Source organism: Symplocastrum torsivum (assembly GCF_059505465.1).
Genome location: NZ_JCACKQ010000095.1, coordinates 43074 through 63019, shown reverse-complemented (window position 1 = coordinate 63019; position 19946 = coordinate 43074). Strand labels below are relative to the sequence as shown.

The window sequence follows — 19946 nt, the reverse complement described above, 5'->3', positions numbered from 1 at the left end:
AAAAACAACCAACAACCAACAACCCAGATCCAATAACCAACAATCAATAACGATGCTACAAGCAGAACAGGTACTTCAAGGGCGTTATCGACTGCAACACAAGCTAGGGCAAAATCCCTCTCGTCAAACTTGGTTGGCGCAAGACATCCAAACATCACCCGCACAAAATGTGGTTGTCAAGTTGCTAGCTTTCAACCCGCAGATGCACTGGGACGAGATCAAGTTATTTGAGCGCGAAGCGCAAGTTCTCAAACATCTCAACGATCCTCAAATTCCCAAGTATCACGATTACTTCTCAATAGATCAGCATACAGGTGGTGATTTGCCGTGGTTCGGCTTGGTGCAGGAGTATATTCCAGGGAACTCTCTGCAACAACTGTTGGACAAGGGAAAACGCTTTACCCAAGTCCAAGCGCAAAGGATTGCCCGACAGGTTCTGAAAATCTTGATTGGTTTGCATGAACTGAGTCCACCTGTATTTCACCGTGACATCAAGCCCAGCAACTTGATTTTGGGAGAAGATGAACAAGTTTATCTTGTAGATTTTGGGGCAGTTCAAGATAGAGCTACGGCTGAGGGCGCTACTTTTACAGTAGTGGGAACCAGTGGCTATGCACCGCCTGAACAGTTGTGGGGAAGGGCAGTACCCGCATCTGACTTGTATTCCTTGGGTGCGACACTCATTCATTTATTAACTGGCATTGCACCCGCTAACTTACCTCAACGTCAGATGCGGATTCAGTTTGCCGACAAAGTGACTCTGGATGCTAATTTCATTAACTGGTTGGAAAAACTAACTGAACCTGCCGCAGAACGACGATTTGAATCAGCGCGTCAAGCGCTTGTAGCGCTACAAGCTGTTTGTTTTCCCAAACAGGAACCCGCCCATCATCCTCTGGGTGGTGCAGCTGACTATGGCCGTCTGGCAAGCTTAACGGTTCTCCAAGTGCTAGGTGTTGGGCTTTTCGCCACGCTTTTGCCCAGATTTCTTTTTGCCCCTCATCACCCTCCGCAACCGGAAGCAAAAGTCAATGTTACGGCAATGAACCGCGCTCAGCAAGCCTACCAATTGGAACACGAGAGTTTTACTGATTCTGTAGTGAATTTGGGAGTTAGTGTTCCGACTCAGAGTGATACCTATGACTACTCGATTCAGATGAGCGATCGCGCCGTATTCAATTATGGGATATCCCGGCAGGACAAGCTCAAGAGTTATGTGGGTGGCGTATTTTCCATTCCTGCCACTGACTTTGATGTGAAAGCCAATCCCAAGGAAATCATCACGATGACGATTTTGTGTGAAGAAGCAGAATCAGATGGAGATCTATCAATATCCAATCCAACCTACCAAAATGGTGAAATTGCTTGTGGTGTAGGTACGGCTGAGTCGCGTGAGTGATGAGGTAGCTTACGCATCTGGTTCAATACCTGCTGCTCGCAACTGTGCAGCCAATCGCTCTGCTCTTTGACGTTCCTGTTCTAACTGTGATTCAGCTTGCTCTGCTCTTTGACGTTCGAGTTCTGCTTGTTCATGACCTGTTAACAATAAATTCCCCTGCTCATCCCACCAGCGCAACCAAGGAAGCTCGGGATTCTGATATCGACCTTGCCAAATTCCCAACTCAACTCCCAAGGGTGAAATAGGATAGTGACCCCTCTCATTTGCTGTTACTAACTGATACTGACCTGCAACTAAGCAATACACCTCAACGCTGGCGCGATTAACTTCGTAAATCCCGTAATAAGCTGGGCGAATCACTTGTTCGTAAATCCAATATTTTCCAGGTTTCTGAGTTCCTTGTTGCTCGGCGCGGGACAGAGGAGTACTATTGCGTTCCTCTGACCCGTCTCCTGAAGCAAACTCTATAACAATGAAGGGTGGAATTAACTCTTGCCACAACACATAAGAACGGCGGATTTGACCATTGAAAGTTGGCGGTACATTGGGTACATAAAACCAATCTGGTGCTTCTGCACCTCGCTCTGGCGGGTCAGTTAAACGCCAATAAATTCCACAATCTTGGCTAATACAATATTGCCCATCGGGATGGCGCTGTTCCAAAATTGGTTCGATTGAGTCAGTTAAGAGGATGCTTTGGGGATGCTCCTGAAAATTTTTCACAACAGTACCATCTGACTCTGGTAGTTGCGTATGGTCAGGTAGGGCTGTAGTTAGGCTTGGTGGGTTGACAGCAGAAGTCATAGAAGTATTCATACAGCGACTCTAGCTTCATCGTACTGTGATTAATATTGGCTGAATTATCGGATGAAGGCGAGCGCACGTTGTAGAAGATGGACGCGATCGCATACACCAGCACTTCCTCTTCCTATTAGCTTCGTAACTGCTGCCGCACCCCTTCCCTAAACTCTCGCAGTCGAGCATTTTCACCTTTTTGAGCGTCTGGTTGCATAAATCGTGCTAACTCTTTTACTGGAAACGAGCCAAAAGCCAGACTAGTTCCGCATTCGACATAACCCGTATCGCTCAGAATGTTGACTGTAAGTTTGCCCTTTTGCCAACGCCAAACCTCTGGCACCTTTAGTTCAGCGTAGACTGCCATCTTATCGATTGATGAGTGAGTTGCATCGATCTCAATTGCTAAGTCGGGTGGTGGGTCAACTGTAAGGTCAATTTTTAACTTGCCGCGAACTAAAGCTTCGTTTTGGATATAAAAACATTCATCGGCTTCAATGCCCGCCGTTTTGGATTGCGATCGCCAAGTTGTCGATTTCAACCCTACAATTTCCATCCCAAGTTCTTCAGAGAGTGCTGCTACCAGCCGACCAAGAGTCCAACTATACCTTTCATGTTCTGGTAAGGGTGTCATCAGTTCTAGAGTTCCCTTGTAGTAAGTCATGCGAAGACTTGGATGCTCTGCAAAGACCTCTAGAAGTTTCTCATACATTTCCCAACTAATGTCGGTCAGGACAAGGTGGGAACCTGCTGTTGGTGGTGTGGCTGGGGTTAGGGTCTGAGCCATGATTTGAATTTAAGCATTCATCTGACTACAAATTTAAGCCAATTACTCAAACTTCTATTCAAGTTTTGAGTGTTGGGCGATCGCACTTTGGGAAGGAGAGACGCGATCGCATCCACCGAAACAAAGGCGATCGCACGTTGGACTAAAGATAGACGCGATCGCATCCACAATACTGCAAACGCGATCGCACATCAGTCTTCATCAACTAGGCAAACATCAAGCGACCTTTAGGTTCGGGAATCGGACGCCCTAACTCCTCGGCCGTTCTCGTCAGAGACGTTTTAAACGAACTCCCATTCGGATGATTCAATTAACTGAAGAAGCTGATGAAGAAGCACGTAGGGATTTATTTGAACGAATTAATACAGGTAGTGTCGAACTCAATGATATGGAAAAACGAAGAGGCATTAACCCTGGAGCATTTTTAAATCTCATAGAGGAATTATCACAAGACGTACGGTTTCGTAAGTTATGTTCCTTTTCTGATGCAGCTATCCGAAGACGAGAGCCTCAAGAATATGTTTTGCGCTTTTTTGCATTCTTAAATAATTATCAAAGTTTTTCTGGTAAAAAGGTTCATGAATTTCTTGATAAGTATTTAAAAACTCTTAACGAAGAAGCCGAAGAAACGTTACAAGCAATGAAGAAATAATTTTATTCAATGCTTGATTTTGTAGAAACAAATTGCCCAAATGTTTTTCATATTTTTGTAAGAACCAAAAATGAATATAAGCCAACAACTCGTATCAAATTTGAATCTGTTGCTGATGGGATAGCACTTGCTTTGAGAGAAAATAAAGAACTTGTACCAAAATCGATGAAATTCTTAGATTCAGAAAAGTTTAAAGAATATACTGGAGCTGACGCAAGTAGTTCTAATAATAAGGTTGTTCGTCGTATTGAGTATGTGCGAGATAAACTTTTAAACCAGCCATGAAACCTATATTATTTCAAGACTTCAATGAGCGTGCTAAGGAAGTTAGCAAATACTTAATTTTTATAAAAAACTTAGAGCAAGAAACCACTCAATTAAGTATTGGGATTAATGCTAAAAATAAGATTAGAAAAATCGACTCTGATTTAGAAAAAACTTTAAAGGCTGCTGGCTTCTTGCTATTGTATAACTTAATAGAATCTACAATGCGAATTGCTATTGAAACAATTTTTGATGAGCTGAGCAAGGAAAATGTTTCTTTTGATGATATCAGAAAAGAACTCAAGTTAGTGATAATAAAAAACATCAAAGATAACCATTCCCCCGATAATTTATTAACTAATACAAAAGAAATTGCTGTTGATATAATATCTGCTAGTCTCGATAAAGGAAAGCTATTTTCTGGTAATCTCGATGCCAAAAAGATTAAAAATACAGCTAAGATTTATGGATTTTCATGCAAAACTAATTTCCGTAAAACTGGAGATGGTAGTGATTTATTTACTATTAAAACTAATAAAAAAAATTTAGCCCATGGTTTGACATCTTTTAAAGATGCTGGGAAAGATGTAAGTGCAGATGAGCTGTTAGTAATAAAGAAAAAAGTAGTTTGTTACTTGAGAGAAATATTACAAAATGTAGAAACTTATTTAGCCGACAAAGAATATTTAGATTCTTCAAAAAAAACTTCTTAGTTTTTTTAATTTCACGACTATAACACTCTAACTCTAAAAAAGAGACGTTCAAAAGAACGCCTCTCTATAAGTTTTATGCTAGGTGATGAGCTTACTCAATCCCTTCAATCCGGTCTTCAACCTCCTGATACAAATCACGCAGTAGCTGCAAATTACTCTCACTCGTCTCCCAATACCCGCGACCATTCACTTCCAGTAAGGCTGATACAACCTTGCGGGAAGAATAACGTTGAGAGTTATCAACCGCTTGCGTATCGCTGTTACCAGATTGATGCAAGATATAGTGCAAAACCAGGCAAAACATCTTCACCCGATAAAGTCACTGGATTTTCTACTACTTCAACATCCTGCCCTTGCCGATAAATTTCCACTTGCCTAGATTTCCGATTAATTAACCAACCCAAACGAGCGCCATTATCTCGGTATTCCTTCATTTTCTCCTGAGTGTCTTTCAAGCTATCGCTTGGAGAAAGTAACTCAACCACAAAATCAGGGCAAAGGGGAGCAAATTTCGTTTTTTGTTCGGGAGTTAAAGCATTCCAGCGTTCCAATTTTACCCAAGAGGCATCAGGAGAACGATCTGCACCATTAGGTAGCTTGAAACCGCCAGAGGAATCAAAAACTTTACCCAGTTGAGTTTGCTCATTCCAAACCCAGATTTGAGCAGTTAATCCAGCATTGCGGTTGCTGGTTTCTCCCCCGGTAGGTGGCATGATAATTAATTCTCCCTTTGAATTCCGTTCAAATCTGAGAGTTTCATTGTCCTGACATAGTTGATAAAATTGCTCGTCTGTCAGTTTAATAACGGAGTTAAAGTTGACGGTTAGAGCAGTCATAGCGATTTTTATTTTAGATTTTCAATGATTCGTGAAGGTGAGATTCCCGACTTCTCCAAGAAGTCGGGAATCTGAATCTTGGATAGGCTACGACTATTCTATTCCTTCAATCCGGTCTTCAACCTCCTGATACAAATCGCGCAACATCTGCAAATTACTCTCACTCGTCTCCCAATAACCGCGACCATTCACTTCCAGCAACGTTGATACAACCTTGCGGAAAGAATGAGGATTTAGGTTCATCAACCGCTTCCGCATCTCTTCATCCTGGATAAACGTAGTATTCGTATCTTCGTAAATCCAGTTATCGACAGCACCAGCCGTTGCAGACCAACCCATCGTATTCACCAACCGCTTCGAGAGTTCCCGTACTCCCTCATAGCCGTGACTCAGCATTCCCTCGTACCACTTAGGATTGAGTAGCTTAGTCCGCGCATCCAAACGCACGGTTTCAGAAAGACTGCGGATTTGGGCATTTGCCGTTGTGGTATCGGCAATATAGGATGCTGGCGTCTTACCATCACCGCGCAGACTCGCGACAACCTTGGTGGGGTCAGAGTCAAAGTAGTGGCTGACATCAGTGAGGCTAATCTCGGCAGAGTCAAGATTTTGGAACGTGGCATCGGCGGTTTTGAGGGCTGTCTCAAAAATCTGCCGATTTTGTTCCATCGTGCCTGGGTTATCTGAGGTGAAGGCAAACGACTTCCGTGCCAGGTACATATCCTGCAACTCAGCTTCGCTTTCCCAAGTGCTGTTTTCTACTGCCAGGTTGATATTCGAGGAGTAGGAACCGGAGGCATTGGAGAAGACGCGAGTGGCAGCTTGCCGCAAGTTGATGCCCATATCAGCCGCCTGTTGCATGGCGTGTTTGCGGACAAAGTTCATCTCCAAAGGTTCGTCTGCCTCTGCTGCCATCTTCACAGCTTGGTCAAGCAAGTTCATCTGGTTGATGAACAAGTCGCGGAAGACGCCGGAACAGTTGATAACGACATCAATCCGAGGACGACCTAACTCCTCCAAGGAAAGCAGTTCCAGCTTGTTGACTCGACCCAGGGCATCCGGTACAGGCTTGACACCCACCATCCACATAATTTGTGCCAGAGATTCGCCATAGGTCTTGATGTTATCAGTACCCCAGAGGACGCAGGCAATGGTTTCAGGCCAAGCACCGTCATTTTCAGCCCGTTGACGAGCAAGAAGCCGATCTACGACGATTTTGGCTGATTTAACAGCAGCGGTTGTGGGGATGGATTGAGGGTCGAGGGCGTGGATGTTCTTACCAGTAGGTAGAACATCGGGGTTGCGGATGGGGTCGCCGCCGGGGCCAGGAATGACGTATTCACCTTCGAGGGCTTTCAGCATTGCCCCTAGTTCGTTATCTGCAACGATTTGCTGGAGGCAGAATTCCAAGTACTCAAACAGGGGTTTGAGTGCTTGGGGGTCTACCTTGGTGTAACCTAGTTTGTGCATGGCTTCAATCCAAGGCTCTTTTTTACCCATATTGAGGAAGTTGAGCTTGGAGACTTTGGAGACGCGACCATCGGCATCGGCTTGCGCTTGCACGAGGGCGGCAACAGCGTCACGAGTTGCTAGAGTGATGTCTTGCAACAACTGGACATCTTCTAAGAAGCCTTTGTCATTACTTTGGTAAATCTCGTCAATGTCCCGCCCAATACTGTTGGCAATAATCCGGGGTAGAGATAGGATTTCGTCTTCAGGACGGTCGAGACTAGCGATATTGACCAAAGTGGCGATCGCTTCTTCCGCAGTTGGCGGCTTGCCAATCACATGCAGCCCACAAGGCAACAACCGAGACTCAATCTCCATCAGCTTCTTGTACACCAAGCCGACCAAAGTATCCCGTTCCTCAGGGGTCATTGCACTGGCATCGTTCTCCGGCAAGGCGATATCCTTATCCAGATTCACCAAGCGGCACTTGTCCATAATCGTGTTAACGATTGGAGTGCCACGCCCAGTATCTTTCAGGGTTTGGTAAGAAGCAATTAACTCACTTAGTTCCTTCAACCCCTTATATAAGCCTGCATTTTCTGCAGGTGGAGTGAGGTAGGAAATCGTCGCTGCATAACTGCGGCGCTTAGCAATTGTCGCCTCACTGGGATTATTCGCGGCGTAGTAGTAGAGGTTAGGAGTTGAGCCAATCAAGTTATCTGGGTAACACTCCCCAGACATACCCATCTGCTTACCGGGCATAAACTCCAGCGAACCGTGGGTGCCGAAGTGCAGTACTGCATCGGCTTTCCAGATTTGTTCTAGATAAGTGTAATAAGCGGCAAATCCGTGGTGAGGGCTTGCGGAACGGGAGAACAACAGCCGCATCGGGTCGCCTTCGTAACCAAACGTCGGTTGAACGCCGATGAAGACATTGCCGAATTGCTTGCCGTAGACGAGCAGATTTTGCCCATCACTGTTGAGATTTCCCGGTGGTGGACCCCAATTTTCTTCCAACCGCGTAGAGTAGGGTGTTAATTCCTCATACTCCGGCACTGACATCTTGTAAGCAATATTCAGTTCAGGGCTGGTGTACTGGGCTTGGGCATCGTGGATAACTTCTAGCATCAGCTTTTCTGCTGATTCTGGCAAGCCTTGAACATCGTAGCCGTTGTTGTTTAGGGCTTCCAGCAGTTTATAGATGGAACCAAACACGTCTAAATAGGCGGCTGTTCCTACATTGCCCTTATCCGGTGGGAAGCTGAAGACAGTAATTGCGACTTTCTTCTGAAGTTTCGGCTTGCGGCGCAGATTTGCCCACTTCATGGCACGTTGCGCGATCGCTTCTATCCGATCTTGGAGTGCGATCGCTTTTCCGGTTGTCCCATCTCTACCCGACAGGATAATTGGCTCAATCGCCCCATCCAACTCCGGAATCGCAATCTGCAACGCCACTTGAATCGGGTGCAGACCCAAGTCGCTATCTTCCCACTCCTGAGTGGTTTGGAACACCAATGGTAGTGCCACCATGTAGGGTCGATTCAACCGCTTTAATGATTCAATTGCCTTGGGATGGTCTTGCCGTGCTGGGCCACCGACAAGCGCAAAGCCAGTCAGGGAAACCACAGTATCCACCAGGGTTACTCCCCCTTTCCCCTCTTTCGCAAGCTGGGGATTGTCATAAAAATAGGCATCCACTGGCTTCGAGAAATCCAAACCTCCAGCAAACACAGGGATAACACGAGCGCCCATTGCTTCGAGTTCCTGCACCATTGCCACATAATGGGCATCATCACCTGTGACAAGGTGAGTGCGTTGCAGTACTAAACCGACGCAAGGTGCCAAGGGGTCTTTTAAGTCAGCCGGGATATCTTTACGGCTGTTGTACCAGTTCAGGTACTCCTTGACATCCTCAAACATGGCTGGTGCTAGGGGGTGCCAAATGCCCATATCTGGGTAAACAACTGGGTCTTTGAAGCTCAGTTGACGCCCCTTCATGGCATACTTATCGGCGAGCATCAGCAGGAAGTTCTCCAGGTTATCTGAGGAACCACCGAGCCAATACTGGAAGCTGAGCATGAAGTTGCGAGCATCCTGCGCTTTGTCCATTGGTAGGTACTTTAGGACTTTGGGCAAGGTTTGCAAGAGCTTCAGCATCCCGTCTTGGAAGGAGGAACCGGATTTCTCCTTTCGCTTCCGCATGAATTGCGCGATCGCACTCTTGGATTGACCCAGTTGCGCCATTGAGAAGCTACCTAGCTTATTTAGGCGCATCACTTGAGGCATAGAGGGGAAGACGACGGCGGCGTCAAGGCGATCTCGGTGCGGTTCGACTGCTGCCACAACCTTGTCAGCTAGGTCTTCAATAAAAATTAGTGAAGCAATAAAGATATTAGCTTGGGCAATATCTCGCTTAAAGTCCTCGTAGTTTCCCTGGTCGCGGAGTTCCTCAATTAGGTAGCCGCTGATTTCAATCGCTAAATCTGGCTGGTTTTTGTTAATTGAGTCAACAGCGGCTGATAGGGCACTCTGATACTGTGGCTCCAGCACGACATAGACCACCTTAAGCAAATGACGCCCATTCAAAGCATCCGGGGTAATGTGTCGAATGGTGGACTTGACGTGAGTGAACATGCGGTAAGGCTCCTTATGATGCGCGTTCTCTTCTCATCATCTGAGGTCACAGGAGTAAGCCACTCTTTGAGTAAGGACTCACTCTTCAAGAACTCAGTTTGTATTTGGCAACATAAGTGTTTTTACCAAAAAATGCTTACCAGATGGAGGTTTGAGCCTGTATCTGACACAATTCGATAGGATTTTTGAGAATTATCTTTACATTACTTTACAAGTATTGAAGCAATCACTTACAATTTCTAGTCAAAAAAATTAATATCGATATATTTGACAAAAAATGCAATAAGTGTTTTTGGTCTGCTATGAAGAAAAACTGAGTTACGGAGCGAGAATCCTTTCCAGACTCTTACAGAAATCGGAGTCCTCGCTCGGAGGTTGACATGCTTGTTGAACGGCTTGATCGGCTAATCATTGCGATGGAGAAGCAACAGGAAAACCACAATCGCTTAATGAGTATGCTAGAACGTCAGATGACGGTGATTGAGAGGCTACTACTGCGGTAGTCTCAGGGGAAGGTTAGTATCTTGTAATGCAAGCGACTGATATTCTAATTCTCTCGAACGGGCCAGGAGAAGTAACAACCTGGGTGCGTCCTGTTGTTAAAGCCTTGCGGCAACAGCTAGGGGATAACCGTGCTGTAGTACGTATCTCAGTTGTCCTATCACCTTGTCCAAATGCAACAGGGAAAGAAGCCGCGATCGCAAAATCTTACCCTGAAGTAGACCGAGTTCAGGGGGCAGAACATTTCTTTCGGTTCTTATTGTGGGGAAAGACTGCGGAAAATTGGGATTGGCACGAAAAGGGTGTAGTTGTCTTCTTAGGCGGCGACCAATTTTTTCCCGTAGTTATTGGCAAGCGGTTGGGCTATCGCACTGTTGTTTATGCTGAGTGGGATGCCCGTTGGCATGGTTGGATTGACCGCTTCGGCATCATGCAACCCAAGATTATTGCCCAAGCCCCGACCAAGTATGCTCACAAATTGACTGTGGTTGGAGATTTGATGGTAGATGTGGGAATTGGGAATGGGAAAGTGGAAATCAGGAATTGGGAAGATTTAGGCTCAACTCTTTCTTCCTCAGTTACTAATTCTCAATCTCCAATTGAACTAATTGGTTTGCTGCCAGGGTCGAAACCTGCAAAACTCACTCAGGGCGTACCGTTGACTTTAACGCTTGCTCAATACATCCATTCGTGCAGACCCCAAACTCGCTTTGTGATTCCTGTTGCTCCAACGTTGGATTTATCGACTCTGGCTCGTTTTGCCGACCCTCAGCAAAATCCTCTGATTCGACAGTTGGGATGGGGTGAGGCTGAACTAGTTATCCCCTCTGATGACACCAGTAACCGACCATTTCTAAAAACTCCCAGTGGCTTGTGTGTAGAACTCCGGCAAGAATATCCTGCCCACGACTTGTTATCTCAATGTTGCCTTTGTCTAACCACTGTTGGCGCTAATACGGCGGAGTTGGGTTCTCTAGGGGTACCAATGATTGTCCTACTGCCTATGCAACAACTAGATGCCATGCGTTCTTGGGATGGATTACCAGGAATTTTGGCTCGGATGCCAGGAGTTGGCTCTAGCTTTGCAAAGATAATTAACTCTATAGTTATACGGCAGGGGCGTCTATTCGCATGGCCGAATAAATGGGCACAAGCAGAGATTGTACCGGAACTGGTAGGTAAACTTGAGCCGTACTTAGTTGCACAGCTTGCCCTTGACTACTTAGCGCATCCCCAGAAGCTTGAGGAAATGCGATCGCAACTTCGTGCTGTTCGGGGTCAACCAGGGGCAGCACAAAAACTCGCTCAGCTTGTGCAGGAAGAACTTGGCTGTGTTCAGTAGTTGAACTGTCTTGGTGCTTGGGGATTGGGGTAAGAGACTTTCATCACGATCTTAAAAGCATTCTACTAAGAGAAAGTACTGATAACCGCTATCAGTGCTCGATTGCACCGCTCTCGACCAATTTCTACCTCATCATCGACCAATCACTCATGTCTATTCAAGCTAAATTTTCTAGCAGATTTATTCGATTAATGTCCCTCAGCCTGACCGTTACAACGCTGGTCTCACTAGTAGGACAGATTCCGGCTCAAGCGCAAATCACTTTTTCAGATGTACCGTCAGATTACTGGGCAGCACAATTCATTCAAGCACTCGTCGAGCGCGGTGTGATTCGAGGCTTTGCCGACGGTCGCTTTCGCCCTAATGATCCGATCACTCGCGCTCAGTTTGCCGTCTTGGTGGATCAAGCCTTCGAGCGACCGACTGTTCGCAGTGCCGTTCGTTTTCGTGATGTGCCTAGCAGCTATTGGGCCGCCAGCGCCATCCAAACCGCTTACACCGAAGGCTTTCTCAGTGGTTATCCTGGCAATGTCTTTAACCCAGCTCAGCCTATGCCCCGCGCTCAGGTTTTAGTCGCTCTGGCGAGCGGTCTACAGTTTAAGCCAGATGGAACCAATATTACCGTGACAGGTGGGTTGCGCGACTACAAGTCAATTCCTCTTTATGCCGAGGATGGCGTGGCGGCGGCGACCTTCCGCAGCCTCACCGTGAACTACCCCAACATTGATTTCCTCAATCCCAATCGCGCCGCGACCCGTGCTGAAGTCGCCGCCTCAATTTATCAGGGTCTGGTCGCGACTAGCAGTGCTCCCGCTCTAGAGTCTCCCTATATTTATAAGCCAGGGCAAGCGGGACTTAGACAGATTTCAAGCCCAAACAAAGCCCAAAGCAGCAATGTTTGCAACGTGAACCATCTACCTTAATCTTAGAATGAGCGAATGGGAATAAAACCAGCTTCTTCGACTAACTTTTGTCCTTCATCCGTTAACAGTAACTCAGCATAAGCTTCACCCGCTTGCTCATCCACTTGACCATTTTGTTTAATAATTACAAAAAGGCGACGGGTTATTGGGTATTCGCCGTTTTGTAAGGCTTCAAGATTGAGTTGATTGTGTTGCCAAGGACACTTTTTACCAGGCTCAAGCGAACCCTGATACGGCGCAACGAAGGCACTTCCAGTATGGCGACTAATTGGTAAAGACTTGACACTACACTGGTTAATTACTTCAGGAGCAGAAGCATAATAAATGCCTCCTTGATTAGGGAGTTGACCTACTTGCTTTAAAGCTTGAGTAGTAGTTGGAATCATAACAACATCGGCACCAAAATTATTGACTCCCAAAATGTTCTCTTTAAAAAACTCAGTTGTCCCACTATCAAAAGGGCGAGAGTAGGGTGTGATTTTAAGATTGGGGCCACCAATTTGACTCCAGTTGGTGATTTGACCTGTGTAAATACCTTTAATTTGCTCTAGGGTTAAACCTTCCAGCTTCAGATTGGGGTGAACCGCGATCGCAAGTCCATCAATGGCGATAGGAACCTGCTTCAGCTTAACCCCACGAGAGGCAGCAATTTCGTACTCACTATTGAGAATGGGTCGTGAAGATTGAGAAAACGACAGTTGACCGTCTAACAACATCTTGATTCCTGTTCCCGAACCCGGTGGCAGGGTGGGATGGTGAGCAGAGGACAGGTTAAATTTAGGCAATTCTTGCTTAATCTTCTTGTCTACTAAACCTCGAATTGGTGCCCAAGTTGTACTGCCACCATACAGCCATGTCCCGGAAGGAGCAGTCACGGAACTGAGGCGAGACTCATCAGGCTGTTCTGCTGATTGCGATCGCAATGGCAGGTTGATCAGGTTGATCACAGGTAACGAGGCAGCACCCCCGACAACCGCACCCAGCAAGCCAGCGAGTAACAGTACCTTGATGTTTCTCGCTGGCTTAGGAAGTGGCTTAGGAGATAGGTCGGGAGCCAGATTAGGCTCCAAAATTGTTGCTGAGCTAGGGGAACTCCCCGAAAGTCCCTGCCAAGTCAGTGGCTCAACATTAGGTCCAATGCAAATCGTTGGCAACCAAATTGCCCCTGGATAATCGGATTTGAAAGGTTCTAGACGTTTGCGGGCTTTTTGGACGGAGGCAAAAAGTGAGTTGTTACGGGTAAACTCTTTGAAAAAGTGCTTCAAAAACTCCACGGCTACGGCATCGGGCACGGGTTCCCGCATCACAATGCTCTGAGGGAGATGCAACTCAGACAGTTGGTTAGCTAACCCCAAACCATCGCAGGAATTAAAAATCGCCAACTGCAACCCTCGGCTAATCGCTTCTCTCAAAGCATCCTTAAATTGCTCAATACTTAAGCTATCTTTCTCGTTAACCTCAATCCAACCAATTTGCCCATCCTCTTGACTCTCTGTTGAACTGAGGGTGGACGCGGCTCAAACTCACCAATCTTGCGACTAGCCCATTCCCACGTTTGGTTCAAAGCCTGTGGATAGTCTTGATGGGAAGACCTGTAGATACCAGGGAGTTGCTGAATAACCACCAGCAGTCGATTTAGAGCTTTCTGTCGCTCTGGACTGGGGTCTGAGTACCGACACACCTCGTCAATTAGGTTTCGGAGTTGTTCATCCACAGCAGTTCTTCTCCCAAGCAGTGGTGTATCTTCCTTGCCTGATTGAAAGATACAAACGTTCTGATAGCTTGAGTCTAACTGACTGTGAGCCAACAAATTCACCGCTTGGTAGCTTGGACTACAGAGCATCTACTTTGAACCTTTCTGACTTTTCACGGTAAGTTCTGAAACAAGGCATTCTGAACTCCTCTTTTAACCCTTTTCTTCTCCACAAGCTATTCAAAGATGCCGTGAAAAGTCGGTCGCTTACCTACTGTCTTATCACCCTCACTTAGCTTTTTTATGAATCTGGATTAAGTGACAAGGGAATTTAATTTAATTGAATGTCAAGGGGCGTGGAAGAGCAATACCATAGCCCTGTGCATAATCCACCCGAATTGCTGTGATTTTTTCGAGGATGGCTTCATTTTCGACAAACTCAGCAATGGTTTGAAGACCCATCACATGTCCAATATGATTGATCGCTTCTACCATTGCCAAATCTGTTGGCTCATCTAGAATCTGCTTGACGAATCCCCCATCAATTTTCAGATAATCTACTGGCAGGTTTTTCAGATAAGCAAAGGAGGACATCCCACTGCCAAAATCATCCAAGGCGAAGCGGCAGCCGACTTGTTTGAGCGATCGCATAAATTGAGCAGCTTGACGCAGATTTGCGATCGCTACGGTTTCGGTAATTTCAAAGCAAATCACCTGAGGCGGCACTTGGTGTAAACTTAACTGCTCACGCACGAACTCGATGAACTGCTCGTCGCTGATACTAGCACCCGATAGGTTAATGGCATACAAACAATCACAGACATTTCCCAGCAATTCACAAGGATTGCGGTTTTCTTTATAGTGCTGTCCCAGACTGGTAAATAGCGTCCGAATTACCCAGCGATCAATGTAGTGCATGAGATTGTAGCGTTCCGCAGCAGGAATAAACGCCATCGGTGAAACCAAATTCCCCTGTTCATCAACAAGACGCAGGAGAATTTCGTAATGTGTTGCCAAGGACGACGTTTGACTACTGGGGACAATCGACTGGTAATAAAGGCGGAAACGATTCTCCTCTAGCGCTTGATTTAGCCGCGTTACCCATTGCATTTGGCTTTGTTGAATCGCCAACTCCCGATCGTCGGCTTGATAAACATGCACGCGATTACGCCCTTTGTTTTTGGCAGCATAGCAAGCGGCATCAGCTGCACTGAGCAGGCTAGTCACACTTTGAGTGTTAGCATCAATGGCAGCCACCCCAATACTGACACCAATAGTGAAGGTTTTGCCCTGCCACACGTAACGAAACTCCTGGAGTCGCTCAAGTAACTTAAAAGCCACCCGCACGGCTGCATCCAGAGGGCAATGGTTGAGCAGCAGACCAAATTCATCTCCACCCAAACGTGCTAATGTGTCGGAAGCTCGCACTTGGTTTTGAAACAGAGCCGTAACTTGGCGCAACAGTTCATCGCCAGCGATATGACCACAAGTGTCGTTGACGATTTTGAACTGATCGAGATCTAGATAACATAAGGCATGTTGTTGGTCTGAAGTCTTTGCACTAATCACGGACTGTTCTAAACAATTTTCAAATTCACGTCGGTTGAACAGTCCGGTGAGGGCATCATGACTAGCTTGCCAGGATAACTGCTGTTCGATGCGACGTGCGGCGGTTACATCCCTCAACACCAATACTGCACCAATAATCTGGTTGTCGCTAGCGCGAAGGGGGGTGGCGCAATTATCAACTGCCAATTCATGACCCTCACGGGTAATCAGGAGCGTTGGCTTATCAAGGCAAAACTGCTTACCAGAACGCATAGCGATTTCTACTGGACTTTCAGAAATCTCGCGAGTCGTTTCGTTAACTATCCTGACTATCTCAGAGAGGGGCTTTCCTTTTGCCTCCTGCTGAGGAAAGCCCGTAAGAGCAGAAGCGACTGGATTGAAATACTCGACCACGCCTTTGGCATTGATAGTAATGACTGCATCACCAATAGACTGCAAGGTTACTTGAGCCTGTTCTTTTTCTCGAAACAGTGCTGACTCAGCCACCTTGCGCTGGGTGATTTCAGTTTGCAGGGAGGCATTAGCTTGAGCTAATTGTGCAGTTCGTTCCTGGACTTTGATTTCCAGAGAGTCATGGGCACAACGCAGTTCCTCCTCGACCTTCTGGCGTTGTATGATTTCGCATTCTAGTTTTTTGTTAGCGGCTTCTAGGAGGGTTGCTTGTTGTCTGAGCAACTGTGTTTTCCTGAACAGTTCAACAAATACTGCCACCTTGGATTTCAAGATTTCTGGAGCAAAGGGTTTTAAGATGTAGTCCACCGCCCCAATGGAATAGCCTCTTTCCACATGGATGTCGTCTCGATTAAGTGCCGTGATAAAAATAATTGGGGTATGTTGCGATCGCACTCTTTGTCGAATCAACATCGCCGTCTCGAATCCATCCATTTCCGGCATCTGGACATCGAGCAAAATTACAGCAAAATCCTGATTGAGCAGACATCTTAAGGCTTCTTTTCCAGAATTCGCCTTCACCAGATTCACATCGGGACTATCCAGAAGCGCCGACAAAGCAAGTAAATTTTTCGGCTGGTCGTCTACTAAGAGGATATTAACGTTCTGTTCAGGCAACATCAACAACACGTCCAATAGCTGTTCACTTGGACAACCGCCGTTACTACTGGACGGTACGAGCTGCTGGTGTGCGGCTTGCGCGGCGGTGGCTTTCATCGAACGTTCCACATGAAAGGCTCTAGTTGTCACGTTAGAGCAGCGACGATATTTTCACATTCCCCTTGGGGTTTACTTCTACTGGCATAGCTCAGGCGACTGGCTGGTCAAAAAACCAGGGATTGAACAGAACATATCACTGAAAAGTGTTGTGTGTTGTCAAATACCCATAAGAGTAGTTATCGGTATTAAAGCAAAAGCTATTTAAAAAATATTAAAACTGTTGGTATCTCACCAAACACCTACCCAACCTCAATGCTGATTAAACTGTATGTGGCATTCTCAGGCTGAGAGAAGGATAAGGAGAAACTGATGAAAGTAGCAGTCTTCAGCACGAAAGCCTATGATCGCAGATTTTTAGAGGCGGCGAATACTGAGCACGGACACGAGTTGATATTTTTTGAACCACATCTGACTTCTGACACCGCTATCTTAGCCTCAGAATCCCCAGCCGTATGCGTATTTGTCAATGATCAACTGGATGAGAATACCTTGCAAGCTCTTGCTAATCAGGGAACTCGTTTGATTGCCTTACGCTCCGCTGGTTATAACAATGTTGATTTAACAGCCGCTTCTAAATTGGGATTGACAATTGTACGTGTTCCTGCATATTCACCCTATGCGGTTGCTGAACATACAGTTGGGCTAATTTTGACTCTCAACCGCAAAATTCATCGGGCTTACAACCGTGTGCGAGAAGGTAATTTTTCCCTAGACGGACTTTTGGGATTTGACTTGCATGGTCGCACCGTTGGTATTGTTGGTACAGGTAAAATTGGCGTTCTTGTCGGGCAGATTCTCAAAGGATTCGGCTGTCAACTACTCGCCTATGACGTGCATCAGAATCCGGAGTGCGAGGCACTGGGGGCAAAATACGTGAAGCTTCCTGAACTTTTCCAAGCCTCAGATATTGTTACTCTACACTGTCCACTGACTAAAGATACTTATCACCTGATAGACGACCAAGCTTTAGCTCAGATGAAGCAGGGTGTAATGCTGATTAACACAAGTAGGGGCGCACTAATTGATACCAAAGCCGTGACAGAGGCACTCAAATCTAGAAAAATTGGCTACCTCGGTTTAGACGTTTACGAACTAGAATCTGATTTGTTCTTTGAGGATTTGTCCGAGGATGTGATTCAGGACGATGTTTTTCAACGCCTACTGACCTTTCCTAACGTTCTCATCACAGGTCATCAAGCTTTCTTTACAGAAAACGCTCTCAAGAATATTGCTGAGACAACGCTGTCTAATATTACAGACATTGAACAAGGAAATCCTTGCCCAAACATAGTCACCCCTGAGCAGAAGATTGCTGCTTGAGTCTCGCTTCCCAATCACTCGCTAGGAACTTGTAACGGTAACAGCTAGTCATTCAAGGGAAGGCAGAAGGCAGGAGGCAGAGGGCTTTTATGTTCCTTTCAGACGGGGACTCTTGACCCTTGGCTACAATCCGTCGCCAGATGGATCATGCCATCGGCACGGGGATAAATCCATAAAAGCCTTGTGCCCTCTGCCCTCTGCCTTTCTCGGTTCAGCACGGCAGGGGCAGATTCCCTAAGACTCACCCAGTCTGGTGAAGGCGCTGTGGGTGAGATTAGGAGAGGATAGAAAACGGTGCGCGATCGCTTCTCTTTGACAAAACTGACGCACTGTTGGCATTGGGTGCCTAAACTGTCACTAATCTCCCAACCTCCTTTAACAATCTGGGCTAAGCCTTAGCCCTCGTTGCCTTGAGCTAGTTCTAATGATTCCAAAAAAAATTAATCTTCCTCCTATCGTTTACCTCCTCGTACTTGCCCTTGTTGGTGGTGGTGGCTACTGGTTATTCCTGAAAAAATCTGCTCCCTCTTTCGTCTTTGCACAAATGACACCCACACCAAAGCCAAGCCCCCAGATTATCGTGCAACCCCAGCCAGTACGGGCATTACCAGGGCAGTTAGATACGGTACCGATGTTTAACAGCAATAGCCCAGAATGGGTGAAGACTGAAGGCATTTTACTGTCTACCTTTCCCCCAACGGGAAAAGCTGTTCCGGCGGCTCATCTCAACTTTCCCTTTCAGGGACGGTTTGACCTGTTTGTTCACCACCAAACCCACACTCCCAAGGATTTGCAGACATTCTATCTAGGGGTGATTTTGCATAATCCAGGGTCACAACCCGTTACGGTAGATGTTTTGCAAGCAGCAACGTATCTAACGCAGGAAGCGCCATATATTACATTGCCACCGTATGTCGAGAATCCCCAGAATACTGCCTATGCTGGGCCAGGCGATCGCGCCGTGCATGACGTACTCCAAGGAAAACGACAAGCTGATTTTCCCGCACAAGTAGTAATTCCACCGGGACAAAGCCGGATGTTGCTAAATCATCCTACACCAGTACGGAATTTAGAAAAGCCAATCAATGGGCGATCGGTTTTGATGCGGTTGAGCAGCAGTAGTAAGGTTTATGCCGCTAGCTTGACCATGTTTGCGAAGAAAAATCCTGATGGTAGTGACAGAGCGCCTAATTTAGAAGAATGGCAAGCCTTACTGGATAAAGGCGCTTTAGCAGGACCACGCGATAAAAGCCCAAGTCCTCCTGAAGCTACCAGTGGTCAACTGATTTATGGTCGTGTTGCTGGTGTGCAGCAAGGCTCTAAGTGGCAAGCGCAATTAGTAGACCGTTCTGGCGCAAGGGATTTCACCATTCCTCAACCCGGTCAAGCGATTTCCTATGCGCTCGATACCCTACGTGCTGGTCGCTTGGGTACAGATCAAGTCCAGACGGCACGGATGCTGGTGCGATATCCAGACACCGCTTACGAAGCACATGGCAATTATGGCGTTGAATACAACCTCTCCTTGCCTCTCTACAACCCCACCAACAAACCCCAAACGGTTGCTCTCACCATTGAAACGCCGTTGAAGGAAGACAGGCTCAGCAAAGGAGGGCTACTTTTCCAAAAACCCCCTCGCGATTTCCCCTTCTTCCGGGGTACCGTGCGGCTACGTTATACCAATGACCAGGGACAAGAAAAGACACGCTATGTCCATTTGTGGCATCGAACAGGTCAAGTATTAGAGCCAATGGAAAAATTGCTGATGCCACCAGGGAGTCGTAAGGCGGTGCAGGTAGACTTTATTTATCCTCCTGATTCGACACCACCGCATGTGCTAACCGTTAAAACTCAAACTCCCTAGATTATCTGCAACTAACCCCTAACACCGCGCCAGGT

Annotated in this window: 18 protein-coding genes; 9 read left to right on the top strand and 9 right to left on the bottom strand. The window is 46.5% G+C overall.

The annotated features are described in order from the left end of the window. The first annotated feature begins 52 nt into the window (after positions 1 to 52). Positions 53 to 1399: a protein kinase domain-containing protein gene (locus AC5JL3_RS23570; RefSeq protein ID WP_496076795.1), complete on the top strand. Its 1347-nt coding sequence runs from the start codon at positions 53 to 55 to the stop codon at positions 1397 to 1399. A 9-nt stretch (positions 1400 to 1408) separates the two neighbouring features. Here AC5JL3_RS23570 and AC5JL3_RS23565 read toward each other — a convergent pair whose 3' ends face one another. The 3 genes from AC5JL3_RS23565 to AC5JL3_RS23555 form a co-directional block, all read right to left on the bottom strand. After that, positions 1409 to 2203 carry a Uma2 family endonuclease gene (locus AC5JL3_RS23565; protein WP_496076967.1) on the bottom strand — a complete coding sequence of 265 codons (795 nt, stop codon included), beginning with the start codon at positions 2201 to 2203 and terminating at the stop codon, positions 1409 to 1411. 127 nt (positions 2204 to 2330) lie between these two features. Next, positions 2331 to 2981, bottom strand: coding sequence for a Uma2 family endonuclease (locus AC5JL3_RS23560; protein ID WP_496076794.1), 651 nt, complete (start codon positions 2979 to 2981; stop codon positions 2331 to 2333). A 54-nt stretch (positions 2982 to 3035) separates the two neighbouring features. Next, positions 3036 to 3173 (bottom strand): hypothetical protein, encoded by a 138-nt coding sequence (locus AC5JL3_RS23555; protein WP_496076793.1) that lies wholly within the window; start codon positions 3171 to 3173, stop codon positions 3036 to 3038. A 109-nt stretch (positions 3174 to 3282) separates the two neighbouring features. Here AC5JL3_RS23555 and AC5JL3_RS23550 point away from each other — a divergent pair, with 109 nt between their 5' ends. Genes AC5JL3_RS23550 through AC5JL3_RS23540 form a run of 3 tightly spaced genes read left to right on the top strand, consistent with a single transcriptional unit; the run spans position 3283 to position 4610 of the window. Then, positions 3283 to 3633 (top strand): hypothetical protein, encoded by a 351-nt coding sequence (locus AC5JL3_RS23550; protein ID WP_496076792.1) that lies wholly within the window; start codon positions 3283 to 3285, stop codon positions 3631 to 3633. Between the two features lie 9 nt (positions 3634 to 3642). Beyond that, the gene (locus tag AC5JL3_RS23545; protein ID WP_496076791.1) at positions 3643 to 3918 is read left to right on the top strand and encodes a hypothetical protein; all 276 of its coding nucleotides are present in this window, start codon (positions 3643 to 3645) and stop codon (positions 3916 to 3918) included. Continuing rightward, on the top strand, positions 3915 to 4610 hold the full coding sequence (locus AC5JL3_RS23540; RefSeq protein ID WP_496076790.1) for an MAE_28990/MAE_18760 family HEPN-like nuclease: 696 nt from the start codon (positions 3915 to 3917) through the stop codon (positions 4608 to 4610). Before AC5JL3_RS23545 ends, AC5JL3_RS23540 begins: the two co-directional genes overlap by 4 nt. A 91-nt stretch (positions 4611 to 4701) precedes the next feature. Here the strand turns inward: AC5JL3_RS23540 and AC5JL3_RS23535 are convergent, their stop codons facing one another. The 3 genes from AC5JL3_RS23535 to AC5JL3_RS23525 form a co-directional block, all read right to left on the bottom strand. Further along, complete coding sequence (locus AC5JL3_RS23535) at positions 4702 to 4887, bottom strand: hypothetical protein (RefSeq protein ID WP_496076970.1); 186 nt, start codon at positions 4885 to 4887, stop codon at positions 4702 to 4704. Next, positions 4871 to 5446 (bottom strand): Uma2 family endonuclease, encoded by a 576-nt coding sequence (locus AC5JL3_RS23530; protein WP_496076789.1) that lies wholly within the window; start codon positions 5444 to 5446, stop codon positions 4871 to 4873. Before AC5JL3_RS23530 ends, AC5JL3_RS23535 begins: the two co-directional genes overlap by 17 nt. 93 nt (positions 5447 to 5539) lie before the next feature. After that, positions 5540 to 9529: a magnesium chelatase subunit H gene (locus AC5JL3_RS23525; protein ID WP_496076788.1), complete on the bottom strand. Its 3990-nt coding sequence runs from the start codon at positions 9527 to 9529 to the stop codon at positions 5540 to 5542. A 380-nt stretch (positions 9530 to 9909) separates the two neighbouring features. On the opposite strand from AC5JL3_RS23525, the gene AC5JL3_RS23520 reads away from it, so the two are divergent. The 3 genes from AC5JL3_RS23520 (at position 9910) to AC5JL3_RS23510 (ending at position 12295) form a co-directional block, all read left to right on the top strand. Next, entirely contained in the window at positions 9910 to 10032 is a 123-nt protein-coding gene (locus tag AC5JL3_RS23520) for a hypothetical protein (protein WP_496076787.1), read from the top strand. 26 nt (positions 10033 to 10058) lie between these two features. Continuing rightward, the gene (locus AC5JL3_RS23515; protein ID WP_496076786.1) at positions 10059 to 11372 is read left to right on the top strand and encodes a glycosyltransferase family protein; all 1314 of its coding nucleotides are present in this window, start codon (positions 10059 to 10061) and stop codon (positions 11370 to 11372) included. Between the two features lie 149 nt (positions 11373 to 11521). Continuing rightward, positions 11522 to 12295: an S-layer homology domain-containing protein gene (locus AC5JL3_RS23510; protein WP_496076785.1), complete on the top strand. Its 774-nt coding sequence runs from the start codon at positions 11522 to 11524 to the stop codon at positions 12293 to 12295. Positions 12296 to 12297: 2 nt separating this feature from the next. Here the strand turns inward: AC5JL3_RS23510 and AC5JL3_RS23505 are convergent, their stop codons facing one another. From AC5JL3_RS23505 to AC5JL3_RS23495, 3 genes are all read right to left on the bottom strand, one after another. Continuing rightward, the gene (locus tag AC5JL3_RS23505) at positions 12298 to 13707 is read right to left on the bottom strand and encodes a PstS family phosphate ABC transporter substrate-binding protein (protein WP_496076784.1); all 1410 of its coding nucleotides are present in this window, start codon (positions 13705 to 13707) and stop codon (positions 12298 to 12300) included. A 23-nt stretch (positions 13708 to 13730) separates the two neighbouring features. Then, positions 13731 to 14138 carry a hypothetical protein gene (locus AC5JL3_RS23500; protein ID WP_496076783.1) on the bottom strand — a complete coding sequence of 136 codons (408 nt, stop codon included), beginning with the start codon at positions 14136 to 14138 and terminating at the stop codon, positions 13731 to 13733. Between the two features lie 186 nt (positions 14139 to 14324). Continuing rightward, on the bottom strand, positions 14325 to 16724 hold the full coding sequence (locus AC5JL3_RS23495) for an EAL domain-containing protein (RefSeq protein ID WP_496076782.1): 2400 nt from the start codon (positions 16722 to 16724) through the stop codon (positions 14325 to 14327). 312 nt (positions 16725 to 17036) lie between these two features. Between AC5JL3_RS23495 and AC5JL3_RS23490 the strand changes: the two genes are divergently transcribed. Together AC5JL3_RS23490 and AC5JL3_RS23485 are read left to right on the top strand one after the other, a co-directional pair. Further along, a complete protein-coding gene (locus AC5JL3_RS23490) occupies positions 17037 to 18047 on the top strand; it encodes a 2-hydroxyacid dehydrogenase (protein WP_496076781.1) in 1011 nt (336 codons plus the stop codon). 424 nt (positions 18048 to 18471) lie between these two features. Then, a complete protein-coding gene (locus AC5JL3_RS23485; RefSeq protein ID WP_496076780.1) occupies positions 18472 to 19911 on the top strand; it encodes a DUF3370 domain-containing protein in 1440 nt (479 codons plus the stop codon). The last annotated feature ends 35 nt before the right edge of the window (positions 19912 to 19946 follow it).

Bases quoted from the DNA above. Each gene is read 5' to 3' on its own strand.
- AC5JL3_RS23490 (WP_496076781.1), top strand. From the start codon at position 17,037: ATGAAAGTAGCAGTCTTCAGCACGAAAGCCTATGATCGCAGATTTTTA.
- AC5JL3_RS23530 (WP_496076789.1), bottom strand. From the start codon at position 5,446: ATGACTGCTCTAACCGTCAACTTTAACTCCGTTATTAAACTGACAGAC.
- AC5JL3_RS23510 (WP_496076785.1), top strand. From the start codon at position 11,522: ATGTCTATTCAAGCTAAATTTTCTAGCAGATTTATTCGATTAATGTCC.
- AC5JL3_RS23520 (WP_496076787.1), top strand. From the start codon at position 9,910: ATGCTTGTTGAACGGCTTGATCGGCTAATCATTGCGATGGAGAAGCAA.
- AC5JL3_RS23500 (WP_496076783.1), bottom strand. From the start codon at position 14,138: ATGCTCTGTAGTCCAAGCTACCAAGCGGTGAATTTGTTGGCTCACAGT.
- AC5JL3_RS23495 (WP_496076782.1), bottom strand. From the start codon at position 16,724: ATGAAAGCCACCGCCGCGCAAGCCGCACACCAGCAGCTCGTACCGTCC.
- AC5JL3_RS23515 (WP_496076786.1), top strand. From the start codon at position 10,059: ATGCAAGCGACTGATATTCTAATTCTCTCGAACGGGCCAGGAGAAGTA.
- AC5JL3_RS23550 (WP_496076792.1), top strand. From the start codon at position 3,283: ATGATTCAATTAACTGAAGAAGCTGATGAAGAAGCACGTAGGGATTTA.
- AC5JL3_RS23485 (WP_496076780.1), top strand. From the start codon at position 18,472: ATGATTCCAAAAAAAATTAATCTTCCTCCTATCGTTTACCTCCTCGTA.
- AC5JL3_RS23540 (WP_496076790.1), top strand. From the start codon at position 3,915: ATGAAACCTATATTATTTCAAGACTTCAATGAGCGTGCTAAGGAAGTT.
- AC5JL3_RS23555 (WP_496076793.1), bottom strand. From the start codon at position 3,173: ATGTGCGATCGCGTTTGCAGTATTGTGGATGCGATCGCGTCTATCTTT.
- AC5JL3_RS23570 (WP_496076795.1), top strand. From the start codon at position 53: ATGCTACAAGCAGAACAGGTACTTCAAGGGCGTTATCGACTGCAACAC.
- AC5JL3_RS23565 (WP_496076967.1), bottom strand. From the start codon at position 2,203: ATGACTTCTGCTGTCAACCCACCAAGCCTAACTACAGCCCTACCTGAC.
- AC5JL3_RS23560 (WP_496076794.1), bottom strand. From the start codon at position 2,981: ATGGCTCAGACCCTAACCCCAGCCACACCACCAACAGCAGGTTCCCAC.
- AC5JL3_RS23545 (WP_496076791.1), top strand. From the start codon at position 3,643: ATGCTTGATTTTGTAGAAACAAATTGCCCAAATGTTTTTCATATTTTT.
- AC5JL3_RS23525 (WP_496076788.1), bottom strand. From the start codon at position 9,529: ATGTTCACTCACGTCAAGTCCACCATTCGACACATTACCCCGGATGCT.